The sequence below is a fragment of the Geodermatophilus tzadiensis genome (assembly GCF_003002915.1).
GTDB classification, from domain to species: domain Bacteria; phylum Actinomycetota; class Actinomycetes; order Mycobacteriales; family Geodermatophilaceae; genus Geodermatophilus; species Geodermatophilus tzadiensis.
The window spans coordinates 55,019-71,438 of sequence record NZ_PVTG01000022.1; the positions used below are offsets into that span (position 1 = coordinate 55,019).

Consider the following 16,420-nt stretch of genomic DNA (forward strand, 5'->3'; position numbering starts at 1 on the left):
CGGCGCGCCGCCGGCTCACCGCGACCCACGGGTCATGACCACCACGGTAGTGGCAGCCTCCCCCAGCCCCGCGCCGACAGCCCGGGGGTGCACGTTCCGCATCCCCGCGCGTTCCAGCTCGGGGAGCAGCGCCGGCAGCTCCTCCAGGGCGCGGGCGCCGACGAGCGCCACGAGCTGCGCGCCGGGCCGCAGCAGGCCGCGGCACCAGCCGACCAGGCGGGGCAGCGCGGCGACCGCCCGGGCGGTCACCACGTCCACCGGGCCGACCGTCCGGACCACCGCCCGCTCCTCGGCGCGGCCGCGGACCACCCGCCACGGCACGCCGAGCTCGGCGACGACCTCCTCGAGGAACTCCACCCGGCGGGCCATCGGCTCGACCAGGGTGAGCTCCACGTCGGGCCGGGCCAGCGCCAGGGGGACGCCGGGCAGGCCGGCGCCGCTGCCGACGTCGACCACCCGGGCACCCTCGGGCACCGCCTCGGCCACCGCCGCGCTGTTGAGGACGTGGCGTTCCCACAGCCGTGGGACCTCACGCGGCCCGATGAGCCCACGCGTCACACCGTCACCCGCCAGCCGGGCGACGTAGCGCTCGGCGGCGGGCAGCGCGTCGCCGAACACCGAGCGGGCGACGTCGGGCACCGGCGGCGCCCCGGCCTGGGGAGCAGCGGGCTCGGTCACCGATCCGGCAGGACCACGACGCGCCGGTTCGGCTCCTCGCCCTCCGACTCGCTGTGCACCCCGGAGACCCCGGCGATGACGTCGTGGACGACCTTGCGCTCGAACGGGTTCATCGGCACCAGGCGCTCGGCCTGCCGGCTGCTCGCCACCCGCTGCGCGGCCTCCGCGGCCAGCGAGGTGAGGTCGGCGCGGCGCTTGGCCCGGTAGCCGCCGATGTCGAGCATCAGCCGGCTGCGCACGCCGGTGGACTGCGCCACGGCCAGGCGGGTCAGCTCCTGCAGGGCCTCCAGCACCGAGCCGTCGGACCCGACCAGGTCCCGCAGATCGCCGCCGACGATGGCCACGGAGGCGCGGTCGCCCTCGACGTCGAGGTCGATGTCGCCGTCCACGTCGAGGATGTCGAGCAGCCGCTCGAGGTAGTCACCGGCGACGTCGCCCTCGCGGACGAGCAGGTCGGTGCCGGTCGTCCGGGCACCGGTCCCGGTGTCCGCGGTGTCGGTGTCGGAGTCGAGGTCGACCTCGTCGGCCGGCTCGACGAGCGCGTCGGCGCCGGCGTCGTCGCGGTCGGGCAGGTCGGTGGGCCCGTCCGGCGGAGTGGCCGGCGCGGGGCTCAGGACGGCGCCGGCGGTCGCCTCGGCGGTCGCGGCGGTGTCGGCGGGCGGCTGGTGCGGAGCGCTCACGGAGGGACCTCCAGTCGGTGGGGGCAGCCGGGTGGACCCGGTGGTCTGGGGTGCCGGGCGCGGTGGGAGGCGCACGGCCCGGCGGGGGGGCGGCCACGTCGGGCCGCCGCGGGGTCAGCGGCGCTTGCGCTTCCCGCCGGTGCCCGCGGGGCGCCCGTGCGGCGCGCGGTTGGCCGGCCGGGAGCCGCTCTTGCCGCCCCCGCCGGCGCGGCCGGGGGAGGCGCCGGACGCGGTGCTGCCGGTCCCGTTGCCGCCGGTCCCGTTGCCGCCGGTGCCGGTGGCACCCGCGGTGCCGTCGGTCCCGGCGGAGGCCGGCGGCGCGTCGTCGGGACCGGCCGGGGCGGCGTCCTGGGACAGCGTCACGCCGGGGGCGGGCGTCTCGGCGTCGCGGTCGCCGTCCTTGCCCAGGTCCACCCCGGTCGTCGCGGGGCGGCCGCCCCTGGTGCGCACCGGCTTGGCGCCGGGCTTGGGGGCGAGGGTCCGGGGGTCGACGGGGGGCTTGTCGGCCGCGGCCTTGGCCAGCGCGGCGGGGGAGCCGGGCGGGGGCAGCTTGCGCAGGATGAAGAACTGCTGGCCCAGCGTCCACAGGTTGTTGGTCATCCAGTACAGGAGGACGCCGATCGGGAAGAAGAAGCCGGTGACGAACAGGCTGACCGGCATGCCGTAGAGCAGCAGCTTCTGCACCATCGCGGCCTGGCCCTCGACCGGGCCGGAGCGCCGCATGATCTGCTTCTGCGTGATGAAGGTGGTCACGCACATGATCACCATGAGGATCAGCGCGACGGTGCGGATGCCGGCCGAGCTGACACCGGGCAGCGCCAGGATGTCGACGGCCTTCTGGCCGGTCATGTTGAACGACGAGGAGATGGGCGCGCCGAACAGCTCGGCCTTGGCCGCCTGGTCGGTGAGGGTGTCGTCCCAGCTGTAGAGGCCGGGGGCGCCCGGCCGCAGCCGGCGCAGGACGTGGAACAGCGACAGGAAGACCGGGATCTGCGGGACGATCGGCAGGCAGCCGGCCAGCGGGTTGACCCCGCGCTCCTTCTGCAGCGCCATCATCGCCTGGCTGAAGCCCTGCCGGTCGGCGCCGTACTGCTTGCGCAGCTTCTGGATCTCCGGCTGGATCTCCTGCATCGCCCGCTGGCTCTTCACCTGCTTGACGAACAGGGGGAAGAGGATCAGCCGGACGGTGACCACCAGGAAGACGATCGACAGCGCCCAGGTGATGCCGCCCTCGGGGGGCAGGAACGTCGAGAACACCCCGTGCCACGTCTTCATGACGAAGGCGATCGCGGTGTACAGCCAGTCAAGCAACGCCAGCCTCCTGCTGCGGGGACCGGCGCTGAGCCGGTGGGGTGTCGGGGGCGGGACGACGGGCGCCGTCGGCGGCGGGCACCCCGGGAGGTGCCGCTGTCCTCGACGGACGACCGGCCCCGCCGGTTCCGGCCGTCGCCCGCCCGGCGCGCGCCGCCGGCACCGGGTCGAAGCCGCCGGGGTGCCAGGGCGCGCACTTCAGCAGCCGCCGCAGTGCCAGCCACGAGCCGCGGGCGGCACCGTGCACCGCCACCGCCTCGGCGGCGTAGGCGCTGCAGGTCGGCGCGAAGCGGCAGCGCGGCGGCAGCGCCGGGCTGACGGCGCGGGAGTAGAAGCCGATGGCGCCCAGCAGGGCACGGGCGACCGCCCCGCGGCGGCGGGCCGGGCCGGGCGGCGCGGGCTCGGCGGTCACGAGGAGCGCGTCCGCTCGGCCAGCACCCGGTCCAGGCCGGCGGCGAGGTCGCGGCGCAGCTCGGCGGAGGTCGCCGTCCCGGCCTCGGGGCGCGCGCGGACCACCAGGTCGGCGGTCGCGGGCAGCCGGGGCAGCTCCTCGCGGACGGCGGCACGCAGCCGCCGGGTCACGCGGTGGCGCACCACGGAGTTGCCGACGGTCCTGCCGACGACGAAACCCGCCCGCGGACCGTCCGGGGCCTCCCCGGGCACGCCAGGACCCCCGGCCGGAGAGGCCGGGGGTCGGACGGGGAGGTAGTGGAGGACCATGGTCGGCCGACCGGCACGCCGGCCCGACCGGACGACCGCGGTGAACTCCGGACGCCGGCGCAGGCGGGCCTGCGCGGGCAGCACCTCAGGCGGAGAGCTTCTCGCGACCCTTGCGGCGGCGACCGGCGAGGATCGCGCGGCCCGCACGGGTGCGCATCCGCAGCCGGAAGCCGTGGGTCTTGGACCGGCGGCGGTTGTTCGGCTGGAAGGTGCGCTTGCTCACGGGGTACTCCTACGGCGGGACGTCGGCGGTGCGGCCGGCCGGTGGGCAGGCACGCGCGCGGACCGGCGGCAGGGCTGTGCCCGGGCCGGTCCACGGACTCCGCCAAGCATAACCCGAGGACCGCGCCCCCCGGGACGGCCTCCCGGGCCGGCCTGGGGTCCTCCCGCCGCGGCGTCGACCGGACAGGCTCTCGCCGCCCGGCGGACACGCGGTGTCGGCGCGCCGACGGGAGGGCGACGACACGCCGACCGACACGCGCACCGGGCGTCCCACGGGCACCCGGGCGTCGTTGCCGGGCTGTGGACGGGGCTGTTAGCGTCGCCGTCGCTCCGGTCCGGGCAACTCCGCCCGCACCCGGGAGCCGACCACCCGGTCGACCGACCGCCGTCCGCCTCGAGCCGTCTCCGACCTCCCTCCCGACCAGCGACGACGCCGTCACGGCCTGACATCCCCAGGTCGACAAGGCGCCGTGTCGCCGGTCGTGCACAGCCTGTGGACACTCGTGTGGAACACCTGTGTCCGGATGTCCACAAGGGGACAGCTGCGGCGCGGGACGCCGGGCCGGACACGGGGACGACACAGCTTGGGGAGGACACGGTCATGGCCGATGCCACGGTCGACCTGGCGGAGGTCTGGGACTCGGTCCGCGAACGGCTGGCGACCAGCCTGACCCGTCAGCAGAACGCGATGCTCAACCTCACCCGGCCGGTGGGCCTGGTGGGCGGCACCGCGGTGCTGGCCGCCCCGAACGAGTTCACCCAGACCGTGCTCGAGTCGCGCATGCGCCGGGTGCTGGCCGAGGCGCTGTCCGAGCAGCTCGGCCGCGACATCGGTGTCGCCATCCAGCTCGAGGACGTCCCCGCCGGCACCGCGGCGACGGCACCGGCGCAGCCCACCCGCCGGCCGTGGACGCCGGCCGCCGACCTGCCCTCCGACGAGGAGCGCGAGCGGGCCGACGACGGCCGCAGCGCGTTCGGCGTCCGCAGCGACGCGCGCCCGCTGGACCGGCCCGCCGGCGCCGGCAGCGGCTACGAGCCCGGCCCCGGGTACGACACCCCGGCCTACGACGCCCCGGCCTACGACCCCCCCGCCTACGACGCGCCGTCCTTCGACGGCCCGTCCTACGACACCCCCTACGACCAGCCCGCCGCCGGCGCCCCCGCGGCCGAGCGCGGCGGGGCCGAGGAGTGGGGCGCCACCGACTGGAGCCCGGCCGGCCGCGGGCGCGGCACCGGCCGCCGCCGCGGCGTGCGCCCGGGCGAGGGCGCCGAGGTGCTGCCCTTCGACCTCGGCGACGACCTCCCGCCCGCGCCCGAGGAGGAGCCCGCCCCGCGCCGGGGCGGCGGCCGGACCGGTGGCGGCGCCGTCCCGCTGTTCGGCGACCGGCGCGCGCCCGCCGGCCAGGACCCCGGGCTCAACCCCAAGTACGTCTTCGACAGCTTCGTCATCGGCAACAGCAACCGCTTCGCCCACGCCGCCGCGGTCGCCGTCGCCGAGGCTCCGGCGCGTGCCTACAACCCGCTGTTCGTCTACGGCGACTCCGGGCTCGGCAAGACGCACCTGCTGCACGCGATCGGGCACTACGCGGCGCGGATGTTCCCCAACGTGCGGGTGCGCTACGTGAGCACCGAGGAGTTCACCAACGAGTTCATCAACCTGGTGCACTCCGGCCGGGCCGAGGACTTCCGCCGCCGCTATCGCGACATCGACTTCCTGCTCATCGACGACATCCAGTTCCTGGAGCGCGCCGAGCGGACGCAGGAGGAGTTCTTCCACACCTTCAACACGCTGCACAACGCCAGCAAGCAGATCGTCATCACCTCCGACCGGGCGCCGAAGAAGCTGACGACGCTGGAGGACCGGCTGCGCACGCGGTTCGAGTGGGGCCTGATCACCGACGTCCAGGCGCCGGACCTGGAGACCCGCATCGCCATCCTGCGGAAGAAGGCCTACGGCGAGCGGCTGCAGGCGCCCGACCCGGTGCTGGAGTTCATCGCCAGCAAGGTGCAGACCAACATTCGCGAGCTCGAGGGCGCGCTGATCCGGGTCACCGCGTTCGCGTCGCTGAACAAGCAGCAGGTGGACCTGCCGCTGGCCGAGCTGGTGCTCAAGGACCTCATCAGCGACGAGCAGGGCCCGCAGATCACCGCGGCGATCATCATGGCGGCCACCGCGGAGTACTTCTCCGTGACGATGGAGGAGCTGCAGGGCGCCAACCGCAGCCGCACGCTGGTCAACGCCCGCCAGATCGCCATGTACCTGTGCCGGGAGCTCACCGAGCTGTCCCTGCCGCGGATCGGCGCCTCCTTCGGCGGCAAGGACCACACCACGGTCATGCACGCCGTCAAGAAGATCACCAACCTGATGAGCGAGCGGCGGGCGACCTACACGCAGGTCACCGAGCTGACCGCCCGCATCAAGAGCCGCGCGCGGCAGTGACGCCGTCGTCCTCCCGGACGACACCCCGGCCCGCGGCTCAGGTCGCGGTGGCCGGTGCCGGAGGCTGCGGGGGTCTGCCCTCGGTGCGGGCGAGCAGCACGATGCCGAGGACGGCGACCAGCGCGGCGGTCCCCCAGACCGCGGCGTACCCGGGTTCGAGGCGCTCGCCGAGCAGCAGCCGGGCCGCCGGCACCGCGGACAGCGGGTCGAGGACCGCGAGCGCGGGCAGCGACCAGCTCAGCGACCCGCGGCCGTAGGCCTGCTGGGCGCCGACCTGGGAGACGACCGCGGCGACGGCGGCTCCCCACAGCTCGGGTCGACCGAGTGCGGCGGCCGGCCCGGCGGTGTCCAGCACGCTGAAGCCGGCCGAGATCAGCACCGCCGCCACGCCGGCGGCCAGGCCGCCGGTGACACCGCAGGCGAGCGCGGCGCCCCTGCCGGCGCCGAGCCGGGCGGTGAGCGCGACGGCGAGGACGATCGTCCCGAGGGCGGCGACGGTCGCCCAGCCGGGCGGTGGCCCGTCCGGTGCCGCCGGACCCGGGTGGGCGGCCACCACGAACACCGCGAGCCCGCCGACGGTGAGCAGCGCGGGGAACGACTCCGCGCGGGTCGGCGGGTGGCCGGTGCGGAGGGTGCGCACGGCCAGGGCTGCCACGAGTGCCCCGGCGAGCAGCGGCTGCACGATCGCCACCGGAGCGAGGGCGAGCGCGGCGACCTGCGCTCCGGCGCCGGCGACCGTGACCACCTGCCCGACCTGCCAGACGCGCTCGCGGACCATGAGTCGCATCTGCAACCGGCCGTCGGGCGCGGCCCGCACCGCCCCCTCGTGCTGCAGCACCGAGCCGAGGCCGAGCAGCAGTGCCGCGAGCAGCGCCAGCAGCGTGCCCGGCAGGTGGTCACCCACCCCGCGCGGCAGGTGCGGTCGAGCCGCCCAGACGGTCGCCAGCAGGTCACTGGAGGTCCAGGCACCGGTCACCCGACCCACTGTCCCTGCCCGCCGGCGGTACCAGCGGACCGGTCGGGTCCGGATCGACGCCCACCCCGGCCCCCGGCAGGTCCCGCCGTCCACTCCCCGGACCGGGCCGTCTCGCGGGCTGTCCACAACCGGGCGCGGGTGGGGACGCCCCCGAGGACCGCGTCCTCGCAGGCATCCGGGCCGGTCGGGCGCCCCGCCGCTGTCGACAGGTCGCCGAGTTGTCCCCAGGGATGTGCACACCCTGGGGAGATCGTGACCCGGGTGAGACCGCGGGACCCGCGGCGGCCGTCGCCCGCGGTTCCGTCCCCAGGCCACTCCCCAGGTGTGCACGGAGCGTCACGCGACGGCGCCGACCTGCACGTTCACCCCGCCACGGGGTCGCCGTCCACCGTCGCGGCGGCCTCGTCCACGGGAACCGGACGGCGGCCGGACGGCGACCTGGGCACGGACTGGGGATCGGAGGTGGGGGAGCGGGGGACAGCACGTGGACTGCGGGCGGTCGGTGTGCACACCCGTCGAGATGTCCACGTGTCGACAACAGGAGGAGGTCGGTTCCCCACAGCGAGCCAACATGTCGACTTCCGCGCTGACCTGCACGAAGGGGTCCGATCCCCAGCTTCCACACCGGTGATGACGGAGATGAGGGAGAGAGATCGGAGTTTTCTCGAACCCCAGTAGGGGTGGGGAAGCGCTGGCTGGAGGGCCTGGAGCGGACAGCGGGACACCTGATCGGGTCCCGGGTTCCCCCGTGCCCGCCCCGACGGGCACGATGAACCGCACAGGACGCACAGCGCACCGTCCCCGGGCTGCACGGACACCCGGGGAGCGCAGGTGCGCAGACGACAGCAGTGGACCGTGCAGAGCTGGGGTGGGTCGGTCATGGAGTTCCGGGTGACACGCGAGGTGCTCGCCGATGCCGTCGCGTGGACGGCGCGCAGCCTGCCGCCGCGCCCGTCGGTGCCGGTGCTCGCCGGCATCCTGCTCGAGGTCGACGGCAGCCAGCTGTCGGTCTCCGGCTTCGACTACGAGGTCTCCGCGCGCGCGGAGGTCGACGTGCAGGCCAGCGAGAGCGGCCGCACGCTCGTCCCCGGCCGGCTGCTCGCCGAGATCACCCGGGCGCTGCCCCCGCAGCCGGTGGACGTCCGCGCCGAGGGCCCCCGTCTGTCGATCACCTGTGGCAACGCGCGGTTCAGCCTGCCGACCCTGCCGGTCGAGGACTACCCCTCGCTGCCGTCGATGCCCTCGTCGGCCGGGGTGGTCGACAGCGACGTCTTCGCCGAAGCGGTCGGCCAGGTCGCCGTCGCCGCGGGCCGGGACGACACCCTCCCGATGCTCACCGGCGTCCGGCTGGAGATCGACGACGACCGGGTGACCCTGGCGGCCACCGACCGCTACCGCCTGGCGGTGCGCGAGTTCGCCTGGCGCCCGGAGACGCCGGGGCTGTCGGCCGCCGTCCTGGTGCCCGCCCGGACGCTCGCCGACGCCGCCCGCACGCTGACCAGCGGCCCGGAGATCGTCGTCTCGCTGTCCGCGGGCGGCTCGGGCGAGGGCATCCTGGGCCTGTCGGGCAAGGACCGGCAGACCACCACCCGGCTGCTCGACGCCGAGTTCGTCAAGTACCGGGCGATCATGCCCAGCGACTCCAGCGCGAACGCGACGCTGCCGGTCGTGCAGTTCACCGACGCCGCCAAGCGCGTCGCCCTGGTCGCCGAGCGCGGCACCCCGCTGCGCTGCGAGTTCACCCCCGGCCAGGTCACGCTGCGCGCCGGCGGCAGCGACGACGAGGGGCAGGCCGAGGAGCGCTGCGACGTCGAGTTCGACGGCGACCCGCTGACCATCGGCTTCAACCCGACCTTCCTGCTCGACGGGCTGGCCGCGGTGCACACGAGCCGGGCGCGGATGGACTTCACCAGCCCGCTCAAGCCCGCCGTCCTCTCGGGGGTGGAGGAGCCGGCGGCCGACGACGCGGACGGCGCGCAGGCCCCCGCCGACCGGCCGGGCAGCTACCGCTACCTGATCATGCCGGTGCGGCTGCCCGGCTGAGGAAGGACCACCTCTCCCCCCACGCCTCGCAGGCTCGGCGCGGGCCCCTGAGAGGTGGCCACCGAGGAGGGCCGCGTGAGAGGTGTCCCGGGCAGCCGGGGCGGGCACGGCACACCCCGGGCACCCGCAGCGGTGCGTGCGCCCGCCTGCGACGACGACGCGTGACGAGAGGACGAGACCGTGCAGCTGGGGCTGATCGGGCTGGGCAAGATGGGCGGCAACATGGCCGAGCGGCTGCGCCGCGCCGGTCACGAGGTGGTCGGCTACGACCGCTCGCCCGGCAAGCGGGACGTCGAGAGCCTCGAGGCGCTGGTGGGCGCGCTGTCGGCACCGCGCGTGGTGTGGGTGATGGTCCCGGCCGGTGAGCCGACGCGGCAGACCGTCCGCGACCTCGGCGAGCTGCTCGAGCCCGGCGACGTCGTCGTCGACGGCGGCAACTCGAAGTTCACCGACGACCAGGTGCACGCGCAGGTGCTGGGGGAGAAGGGCGTCGGCTACGTCGACGCCGGGGTCTCCGGCGGCGTGTGGGGCCTGGAGAACGGCTACGCGCTGATGGTCGGCGGCTCGGCCGACGACGTCGCCAAGGTGCAGCCGGTGTTCGACGCGCTGCGGCCGCCGTCGCCGGAGGACGCCTCGGGCGAGGCCATGCCGGGCGCGGGCTTCGTGCACGCCGGGCCGGTCGGCGCCGGCCACTACGCGAAGATGGTCCACAACGGCATCGAGTACGCGCTCATGCAGGCCTACGGCGAGGGCTACGAGCTGCTGGCCGCCAAGGACCTCATCGAGGACGTGCCCGGCGTGATCGCCTCCTGGACCCAGGGCACGGTCATCCGCTCCTGGCTGCTGGACCTGCTGGTCCGCGCGTTGCAGGAGGACCCGGAGCTGGAGAAGATCTCCGGCTACGCCGAGGACTCCGGGGAGGGCCGGTGGACGGTCATGGAGGCCATCGACCACGCCGTCCCGATGCCGGCCATCGCCGCGTCGCTGTTCGCCCGCTTCTCCTCGCGCCAGGAGGACTCGCCGACCATGAAGGCGGTCGCGGCGCTGCGCAACCAGTTCGGCGGGCACGCGGTGCACGCCGTGAAGGCCCAGGAGGTCGAGCGCCCGGCGTGAGGGAGGACCCCCCTGGGCCCCCGGAGGGCAGCCGTTCCACCGGCTCGCCGGCGGGCCGGGCCTGAGGTGTACGTGCGACACCTGCAGCTCGTCGACTTCCGCAACTGGGCGAAGGTCGACCTGGCGCTGCGCCCCGGCCCGACGGTGGTCGTCGGCCGCAACGGCGAGGGCAAGACCAACCTCGTCGAGGCGGTCGGCTACCTCGCGACGATGGGCAGCCACCGGGTGTCCGGGGACGCCCCGCTGGTGCGGCACGGGGCCGCGCAGGCCGTCGTCCGCGCGGCGCTGCGCCGGGAGGACCGCGAGCTGCTCGTCGAGGTGGAGGTCAACCCGGGGCGGGCGAACCGGGTGCGGGTCAACCGGGCCGCGCTGCCGCGTCCCCGGGAGCTGCTCGGCCTGGTCACCAGCGTGCTGTTCGCGCCCGAGGACCTCGCGCTGGTGCGCGGCGACCCCGCCGAGCGGCGCCGGTTCCTCGACGACCTGCTGATCAGCCGCACCCCGCGGCTCGCGGGGGTGCGCAGCGACTACGAGCGGGTGCTCAAGCAGCGCAACGCGCTGCTCAAGACCGCCCGGATGGCGCGCGGCGACGCGCTGGCCACCCTCGACGTGTGGGACACCCACCTGGTCGAGCTCGGCGGCCAGCTGCTCGCCGCCCGGCTGGCGCTGGTCGCCGACCTCGCCCCACACGTGGCGCGCGCCTACGCCGCCGTCGCCGGACCGGGCGGGGCACCCGCCGGCCTGGGCTACGTCAGCAGCGTGCCCCTGGCCGGGAACGGGACGCCGCTGACCGGGGGGACGGCGACGCCGCCGGCCACCGAGCTGTCGGCGGCGCTGCGCGAGCGGGTGGCCGAGCGCCGCCGCGACGAGGTCGACCGCGGCGTGACGCTGGTCGGCCCGCACCGCGACGACCTGGTGCTGCACCTGGGTCCGGCACCGGCCAAGGGCTTCGCCAGCCACGGCGAGTCCTGGTCGCTGGCGCTGGCGCTCAAGCTCGGCTGCTTCGCCCTGCGGCGCGCCGACGGCGAGGAGCCGATCCTCGTCCTGGACGACGTGTTCGCCACCCTCGACGCCGGGCGGCGGGCCGCGCTCACCGAGGTCGCCCGGTCGGCCGAGCAGACGCTCATCACCGCCGCCGTCCTCGACGACGTGCCCGAGGAGCTGAGGGGAGCCCGCGTGGAGGTCTCCGGGGGGACGGCGACGCTGGTGGAGACGGTGCCCGGTGGCTGAGGACCGGCCGGCCCGGCCCAGCGACATCGCCCGCGCCGCGCTCGAGGCGGCCCGCGCGGCCTCGGCGGCCCGCCCCGCACCCACGCGCCGGCGGGTTGCCGGGCCCCGCCGGACGTGGACCGGGCCGCGACCCGGCGACGACGACCCGCAGCCCCTGGCCCGCCTGGTCGACTCGCTGGTCAGCACGCAGGACTGGACCGAGCAGACCCGGGTCGGCGCGGTGTTCGGCCGCTGGTCGGCGCTCGTCGGCCCGGACATCGCCGCGCACTGCCGCCCCGAGACGCTCACCGAGGGCGAGCTGCTCGTCGTCGCCGAGTCCACCGCGTGGGCCACCCAGCTGCGCCTGCTGGCCCCGACCATCCTGGCCCGGCTGCGCGCGCAGGTGGGCGGGGACGTCGTGACCCGGCTGCGCGTTGTCGGACCGACGGCCCCCAGCTGGAAGAAGGGCCCGCGGTCGGTCCGCGGGCGGGGGCCCCGCGACACGTACGGATGAGGACGGTGCCCCGATGAGCAGCCCGCACGACCGCGACGACGCCCCGCACGACGACCCGCACGCTGACCGACGCGACGACCGCCCCGGCGACGGCGGGTCCGAGCCGGTGCACCTGGGCAAGGGCGACCGCGCCCCCGCGCCGGGGGACGGCGGCAGCGGGGCGGGCGCCTGGCAGCCGCCGGGCTGGGACCTGCCGCCGGCCGAGCCCCAGCGCCGTCCCGAGGAGCAGCCGCCCGCGGCGACCGGACCGGTCGTGGCCTGGGGTGGCCGGCCGCGGACGCCGTCGCTCGCCGAGCAGGTGTTCCAGTACCGGGGCGACACGGTGGGTGCGCAGGGCTGGGCGCTGCAGCACGGCTGGACCGTCACCGACGGCACCGCGCCGGAGGACGCCGTCCTCGCCGAGCTGGTGGCCGGCGCACCGGTGCGCACCGCCAAGGAGCACCGCGCCGCCGGGGTGATGCGGGGCCGCGCCGGGGCGCTGGACCTGGTCGCCTTCGACGTCGTGTTCGTCGACAAGCGGCGCACCGTGCCGCAGTGGGCGGTCACCGCGGCGCCGGTGCTGCTGCCGCTGCCGGGCCTGCGGCTCTCGCCCGCCCGGTTCTGGCGGCACCGCACCGGCGGGCTGGTGCCGGTGCCCAGCGGCGACGAGACCTTCGACGCCCGCTGGGTGCTGCTCGCTGCCGAGGACGGCGAGGCGGTGCGCCGGCTGGTCGCGGACCCCGGGGTGCGCGGCCTGCTCCTGGGCACCGACGACGGCGACGAGTTCTGGACCGCCGCCGGCCACCTCGCCGCCGTGCGGCCCGACGGGCACCGGCCCGAGCTGCTCGAGCACCACGCCCGGCTGCTCACCGCGATGGTCGCCGCCCTCGCCGGCGCGGCCTGAGCAGGGAGGCGGGCGTGACCGTCCCCGCCGAGGCCCCCGCGCCCGCGCCGGCCGCGGGGCTGCGCGAGCTGCTGCCGCTGGTCCGCCCGCACCGGCGGCCGCTGCTGCTGGCCGCCGGGCTGTCGCTGGTGGGTGCGGCCGCGGCCCTGGCCCAGCCGGTGCTGACCGGCCGGGTCATCTCGGCGGTGGGCGCGGGCCGGCCGCTGCTGCCCGCCGTCGCCGCGCTCGTGCTGGTCCTCGTCGCAGGGGCCGTGCTCACCGCGGTGCAGTCCTACCTGCTGCAGCGCACCGGGGAGGGCGTCGTCCTCACCACCCGCCGGACGCTGGCCGACCGGCTGCTGCGGCTGCCGGTGGCCGAGTACGACCGCCGGCGCACCGGCGACCTGATGTCCCGGGTCGGCGCCGACACCACGCTGCTGCGCGCCACGGTCACCTCCGGGGTGGTCGAGGTGGCCGGCTCGGTGGTGGTCGCGGTGGGCGCGCTGGTGGCCATGGCGCTGGTCGACGTCTGGCTGCTGCTGGTCACGGTGACCTCGGTCGCGGTCGGCCTGGCCGTGGTGGTGGCCTCCAGCCGGCGGGTGCGGCGGCTGTCGCAGCGGGCCCAGGAGGAGGTCGGGGCGATGACGGCGGCCGTCGAGCGGGCGCTGTCGGCGGTGCGCACCATCCGGGCCAGCGGCGCGACGGCGCGGGAGGTGGCCGGCGTGGGCGACAGCGCCGTACGGGCCTACCGGGCCGGCGTCTCGGTCGCCCGGGTGGAGGCGCTGGTGCAGCCGGCCGGCATGGTCGCCGTCCAGGGGGCGTTCCTCGCCGTCCTCGGGCTGGGCGGCTACCGGGTGGCCACCGGCTCGATCGCCGTCGCCGACCTGGTGGCGTTCATCCTCTACCTGTTCCTGCTGGTCATGCCGCTGGGCCAGGCCATCGGGGCGTGGACCCAGCTGCAGACCGGGCTCGGCGCGCTGGCCCGCATCCAGGAGGTCCTCGGCCTCGAGCCCGAGCGCGCGGAGGTGGCCGAGGTGGGCGGGGCGACGGCGGCGCCCCGGACGGCGGCGCCCGGCGTGCCGCTGCTCGAGCTCGACGACGTCTCCTTCGGTTACCCCGACGGCACGGAGGTGCTGCGCGGCGTCTCCTTCACCGTGCCGGCCGGGAGCCGGGTGGCGCTGGTGGGTCCGTCGGGGGCGGGCAAGTCGACGGTGCTGGCGCTGGTCGAGGGCTTCTACCCGCTCAGCGGTGGCGCGATCCGGTGGGCCGGCACCGACGTCCGGGAGCTGCCGCGGGCGGCGCTGCGCGCGCAGCTGGGTTACGTCGAGCAGGAGGCGCCGGTGCTGGCCGGCACGGTGCGGGAGAACCTGCTGCTGGCCGCGCCGCACGCCGCCGACGACGAGCTGTGGGCGGTGCTGGCCGACGTGGGGCTGACCGGGGTGGTGCAGCGCTCGCCGCGGGGGCTGGACGTGCCGGTCGGCGACGAGGGCGTGCTGCTGTCGGGCGGTGAGCGGCAGCGGCTGGCCATCGCCCGCTCGCTGCTGGCCCGCCCGGCGCTGCTGCTGCTCGACGAGCCCACCGCCAGCCTCGACGCCCGCAACGAGGGCCTGCTGCGCGAGACGCTGGCCGCCGCGGCCGCCGACCGGGCGCTGCTCGTCGTCGCCCACCGGCTGTCCACCGTGCTCGACAGCGACCAGATCGTCGTCCTCGACGCCGGCCGGGTGGTCGCCCGCGGCACCCACGACGAGCTGGTCGAGACCAGCCCCCTCTACCGCGAGCTCGCCACCGCCCAGCTGCTGGTGTGAGGCGGGCGACGATCAGGTGACCTGATCGTCGAGCGTCCGACCCGACGGTGGGCGGTCAGGTGGGACGCGCTGCGGTGGAGTGGACGCGCCGCGGTCCGGTCGGACGGCGCCGGTGGGCCGACCGGGTGCTACGCAGCGCGGCCGGTCGCGGCCCGTTCGTCACCGGCGTCGAGCGCCTCGGCCGCGCGGCAGATGTTGCGGACCATGCTGCCGAAGACGATCCCGTGGAACGGCGAGACGCTCCACCAGTACGCCTGCCCCGCCAGGCCCAGCGGGTGGAAGGTGGCCTTCTGCCGCAGCCGGGTGCGTCCGGCGTCGGAGCGTTCCACGTGGAACTCGAGCCAGGCGAGGCCCGGCACCCGCATCTCCGCGCGCAGCCGCAGCAGCCGGCCCTCCTCGAGCTCCTCGACCCGCCACCAGTCCAGGGCGTCGCCGACGTAGAGGTCCCGGGGGTCGCGCCGGCCCCGGCGCAGCCCGACGCCGCCCACCGCGCGGTCCAGCCAGCCGCGCACCTCCCACGCCAGCGGGAAGCTGTACCAGCCGGTCTCCCCGCCGATGCCCTCGACGACCCGCCACAGCGAGTCCGGCGAGGCGTCGGTCTCGCGGGTCCGCTCGTCGAGGTAGAGGCTGCCGCCGGCCCAGTCGGGGTCGCTGGGCAGCGGGTCCGACGGCGCACCGGGCACCGAGGCGCCGCTCCACCGGGTGTCGACGGCGTTGTTGCGGACCTTCAGCACCGCCAGCCGCACCGCCTCGTCGAAGCCGAGCAGCCCCTCCGGCGGGTCGGGCACGTACTGCGCGACGTCGTGCTCCCGGCAGACGACGGTGTTGCGCAGCGACTCCACCAGCGGCCGGGCGATCGAGGCCGGGACCGGCGTGATGACGCCGACCCAGTGGCTCGACAGCGACGCGGAGAAGACCGGCACGGGCAGGATCCGCCGACGCGAGAGGCCGGTGACCTCCGCGTAGCGCTGCATCATCGTGGCGTAGTCCATGACGTCGGGGCCGCCGATGTCGAAGCAGCGGTGCACGTCCGGCGGCAGCGTCGCGCACCCGACCAGGTAGCGCAGCACGTCGCGGATGGCGATCGGCTGGATCCGGCTGTGCACCCAGCGCGGCGTGACCATGACCGGCAGCCGCTCGGTCAGGTAGCGCAGCATCTCGAAGGACACCGAGCCCGAGCCGAGGACGATCGCCGCGCGGAGCACGGCGGTCGGGACGCCGGAGCCGAGCAGCACGCGGGCCACCTCGGCGCGGCTGCGCAGGTGCGGCGAGAGCTCCTCGTCGGTCGGCTCGAGGCCGCCGAGGTGGACCAGCCGGCCCACGCCGGCCTCCTCCGCGGCCCGGGCCATCACCTCGGCGGTCTCCCGGTCCTTGGCCTCGAAGTCCGGCCCGGTGCCCAACGAGTGGATGAGGTAGTAGGAGACGTCGACGCCCTCGCAGGCGCGGCGGACGGCGTCGAGGTCGGAGGCGTCGCCCTCGGCGATCTCCACCCGGCCGCTCCACGGCACGTCGCGCAGCTTGCGCGGTGAGCGGGTGAGCACCCGGACGCGGTGGCCGGCAGCCAGGAGCTCGGGGACGAGCCGGCCGCCGACGTAGCCGGTGGCACCGGTGACCAGACAGGTGAGCGCACGCTCCGCGGGCTGCATGTCGACCAGTCTGGGAGCCGAGTGCGGACGGTGCCGTCCGGTGGACCGGGTCAGCGTCCCTGGACGGGCGTGTCGACCCGCTACCCACCACGGGTGGTGCAGCCGTTGCCTCCAGCGGCGCAGGGGCGACGTCAGGGCGTGGACGGCGCCGTTTGTGTCGGTGCACCCGGTAACATGGAGGCCAGGAATCCCCAGCATCCGGCT

General features: G+C 76.1%; 15 protein-coding genes. 7 read left to right on the plus strand and 8 right to left on the minus strand.

All coding sequences use genetic code 11. From position 1 onward, the window contains the following. Positions 1–15 precede the first annotated feature (15 nt). The 6 genes from rsmG to rpmH all read right to left on the minus strand — a co-directional run bounded on the left by rsmG (position 16) and on the right by rpmH (position 3,612). Positions 16–678: a 16S rRNA (guanine(527)-N(7))-methyltransferase RsmG gene (rsmG, locus tag LY71_RS21775; RefSeq protein WP_106281747.1), complete on the minus strand. Its 663-nt coding sequence runs from the start codon at positions 676–678 to the stop codon at positions 16–18. Then, complete coding sequence (locus LY71_RS21780) at positions 675–1,358, minus strand: Jag family protein (RefSeq protein ID WP_245888215.1); 684 nt, start codon at positions 1,356–1,358, stop codon at positions 675–677. Before LY71_RS21780 ends, rsmG begins: the two co-directional genes overlap by 4 nt. Before the next feature lie 114 nt (positions 1,359–1,472). After that, positions 1,473–2,669 carry a membrane protein insertase YidC gene (yidC, locus tag LY71_RS21785; RefSeq protein ID WP_211297479.1) on the minus strand — a complete coding sequence of 399 codons (1,197 nt, stop codon included), beginning with the start codon at positions 2,667–2,669 and terminating at the stop codon, positions 1,473–1,475. Continuing rightward, a complete protein-coding gene (gene yidD, locus LY71_RS21790) occupies positions 2,662–3,081 on the minus strand; it encodes a membrane protein insertion efficiency factor YidD (RefSeq protein ID WP_170121437.1) in 420 nt (139 codons plus the stop codon). Before yidD ends, yidC begins: the two co-directional genes overlap by 8 nt. Further along, entirely contained in the window at positions 3,078–3,536 is a 459-nt protein-coding gene (gene rnpA, locus LY71_RS21795) for a ribonuclease P protein component (protein ID WP_342748033.1), read from the minus strand. Before rnpA ends, yidD begins: the two co-directional genes overlap by 4 nt. Beyond that, complete coding sequence (gene rpmH / locus LY71_RS21800) at positions 3,475–3,612, minus strand: 50S ribosomal protein L34 (protein ID WP_040338882.1); 138 nt, start codon at positions 3,610–3,612, stop codon at positions 3,475–3,477. The genes rnpA and rpmH overlap by 62 nt, the downstream gene beginning before the upstream one ends. Positions 3,613–4,212: 600 nt before the next feature. On the opposite strand from rpmH, the gene dnaA reads away from it, so the two are divergent. Beyond that, on the plus strand, positions 4,213–6,051 hold the full coding sequence (dnaA, locus tag LY71_RS21805) for a chromosomal replication initiator protein DnaA (protein WP_106281754.1): 1,839 nt from the start codon (positions 4,213–4,215) through the stop codon (positions 6,049–6,051). A 37-nt stretch (positions 6,052–6,088) separates the two neighbouring features. On the opposite strand, the gene LY71_RS23630 is transcribed toward dnaA, so the two are convergent. Next, positions 6,089–7,027 carry a DMT family transporter gene (locus LY71_RS23630; RefSeq protein WP_170121438.1) on the minus strand — a complete coding sequence of 313 codons (939 nt, stop codon included), beginning with the start codon at positions 7,025–7,027 and terminating at the stop codon, positions 6,089–6,091. A gap of 831 nt (positions 7,028–7,858) precedes the next feature. On the opposite strand from LY71_RS23630, the gene dnaN reads away from it, so the two are divergent. From dnaN to LY71_RS21840, 6 genes are all read left to right on the plus strand, one after another. After that, entirely contained in the window at positions 7,859–9,070 is a 1,212-nt protein-coding gene (gene dnaN, locus LY71_RS21815; RefSeq protein ID WP_245888217.1) for a DNA polymerase III subunit beta, read from the plus strand. Between the two features lie 180 nt (positions 9,071–9,250). Next, positions 9,251–10,183, plus strand: a complete 933-nt coding sequence (gnd, locus tag LY71_RS21820; RefSeq protein ID WP_106281759.1) for a phosphogluconate dehydrogenase (NAD(+)-dependent, decarboxylating) — start codon at positions 9,251–9,253, stop codon at positions 10,181–10,183. A gap of 72 nt (positions 10,184–10,255) precedes the next feature. Next, a complete protein-coding gene (gene recF, locus LY71_RS21825; protein WP_245888219.1) occupies positions 10,256–11,410 on the plus strand; it encodes a DNA replication/repair protein RecF in 1,155 nt (384 codons plus the stop codon). Further along, positions 11,403–11,903 (plus strand): DciA family protein, encoded by a 501-nt coding sequence (locus LY71_RS21830; RefSeq protein ID WP_106281764.1) that lies wholly within the window; start codon positions 11,403–11,405, stop codon positions 11,901–11,903. Before recF ends, LY71_RS21830 begins: the two co-directional genes overlap by 8 nt. Before the next feature lie 13 nt (positions 11,904–11,916). Further along, complete coding sequence (locus tag LY71_RS21835; RefSeq protein ID WP_106281766.1) at positions 11,917–12,786, plus strand: hypothetical protein; 870 nt, start codon at positions 11,917–11,919, stop codon at positions 12,784–12,786. Between the two features lie 14 nt (positions 12,787–12,800). Next, on the plus strand, positions 12,801–14,570 hold the full coding sequence (locus LY71_RS21840; RefSeq protein WP_211297480.1) for an ABC transporter ATP-binding protein: 1,770 nt from the start codon (positions 12,801–12,803) through the stop codon (positions 14,568–14,570). Between the two features lie 128 nt (positions 14,571–14,698). Here LY71_RS21840 and LY71_RS21845 read toward each other — a convergent pair whose 3' ends face one another. Then, positions 14,699–16,216 (minus strand): SDR family oxidoreductase, encoded by a 1,518-nt coding sequence (locus tag LY71_RS21845; protein WP_106281768.1) that lies wholly within the window; start codon positions 16,214–16,216, stop codon positions 14,699–14,701. Positions 16,217–16,420: the final 204 nt, after the last annotated feature.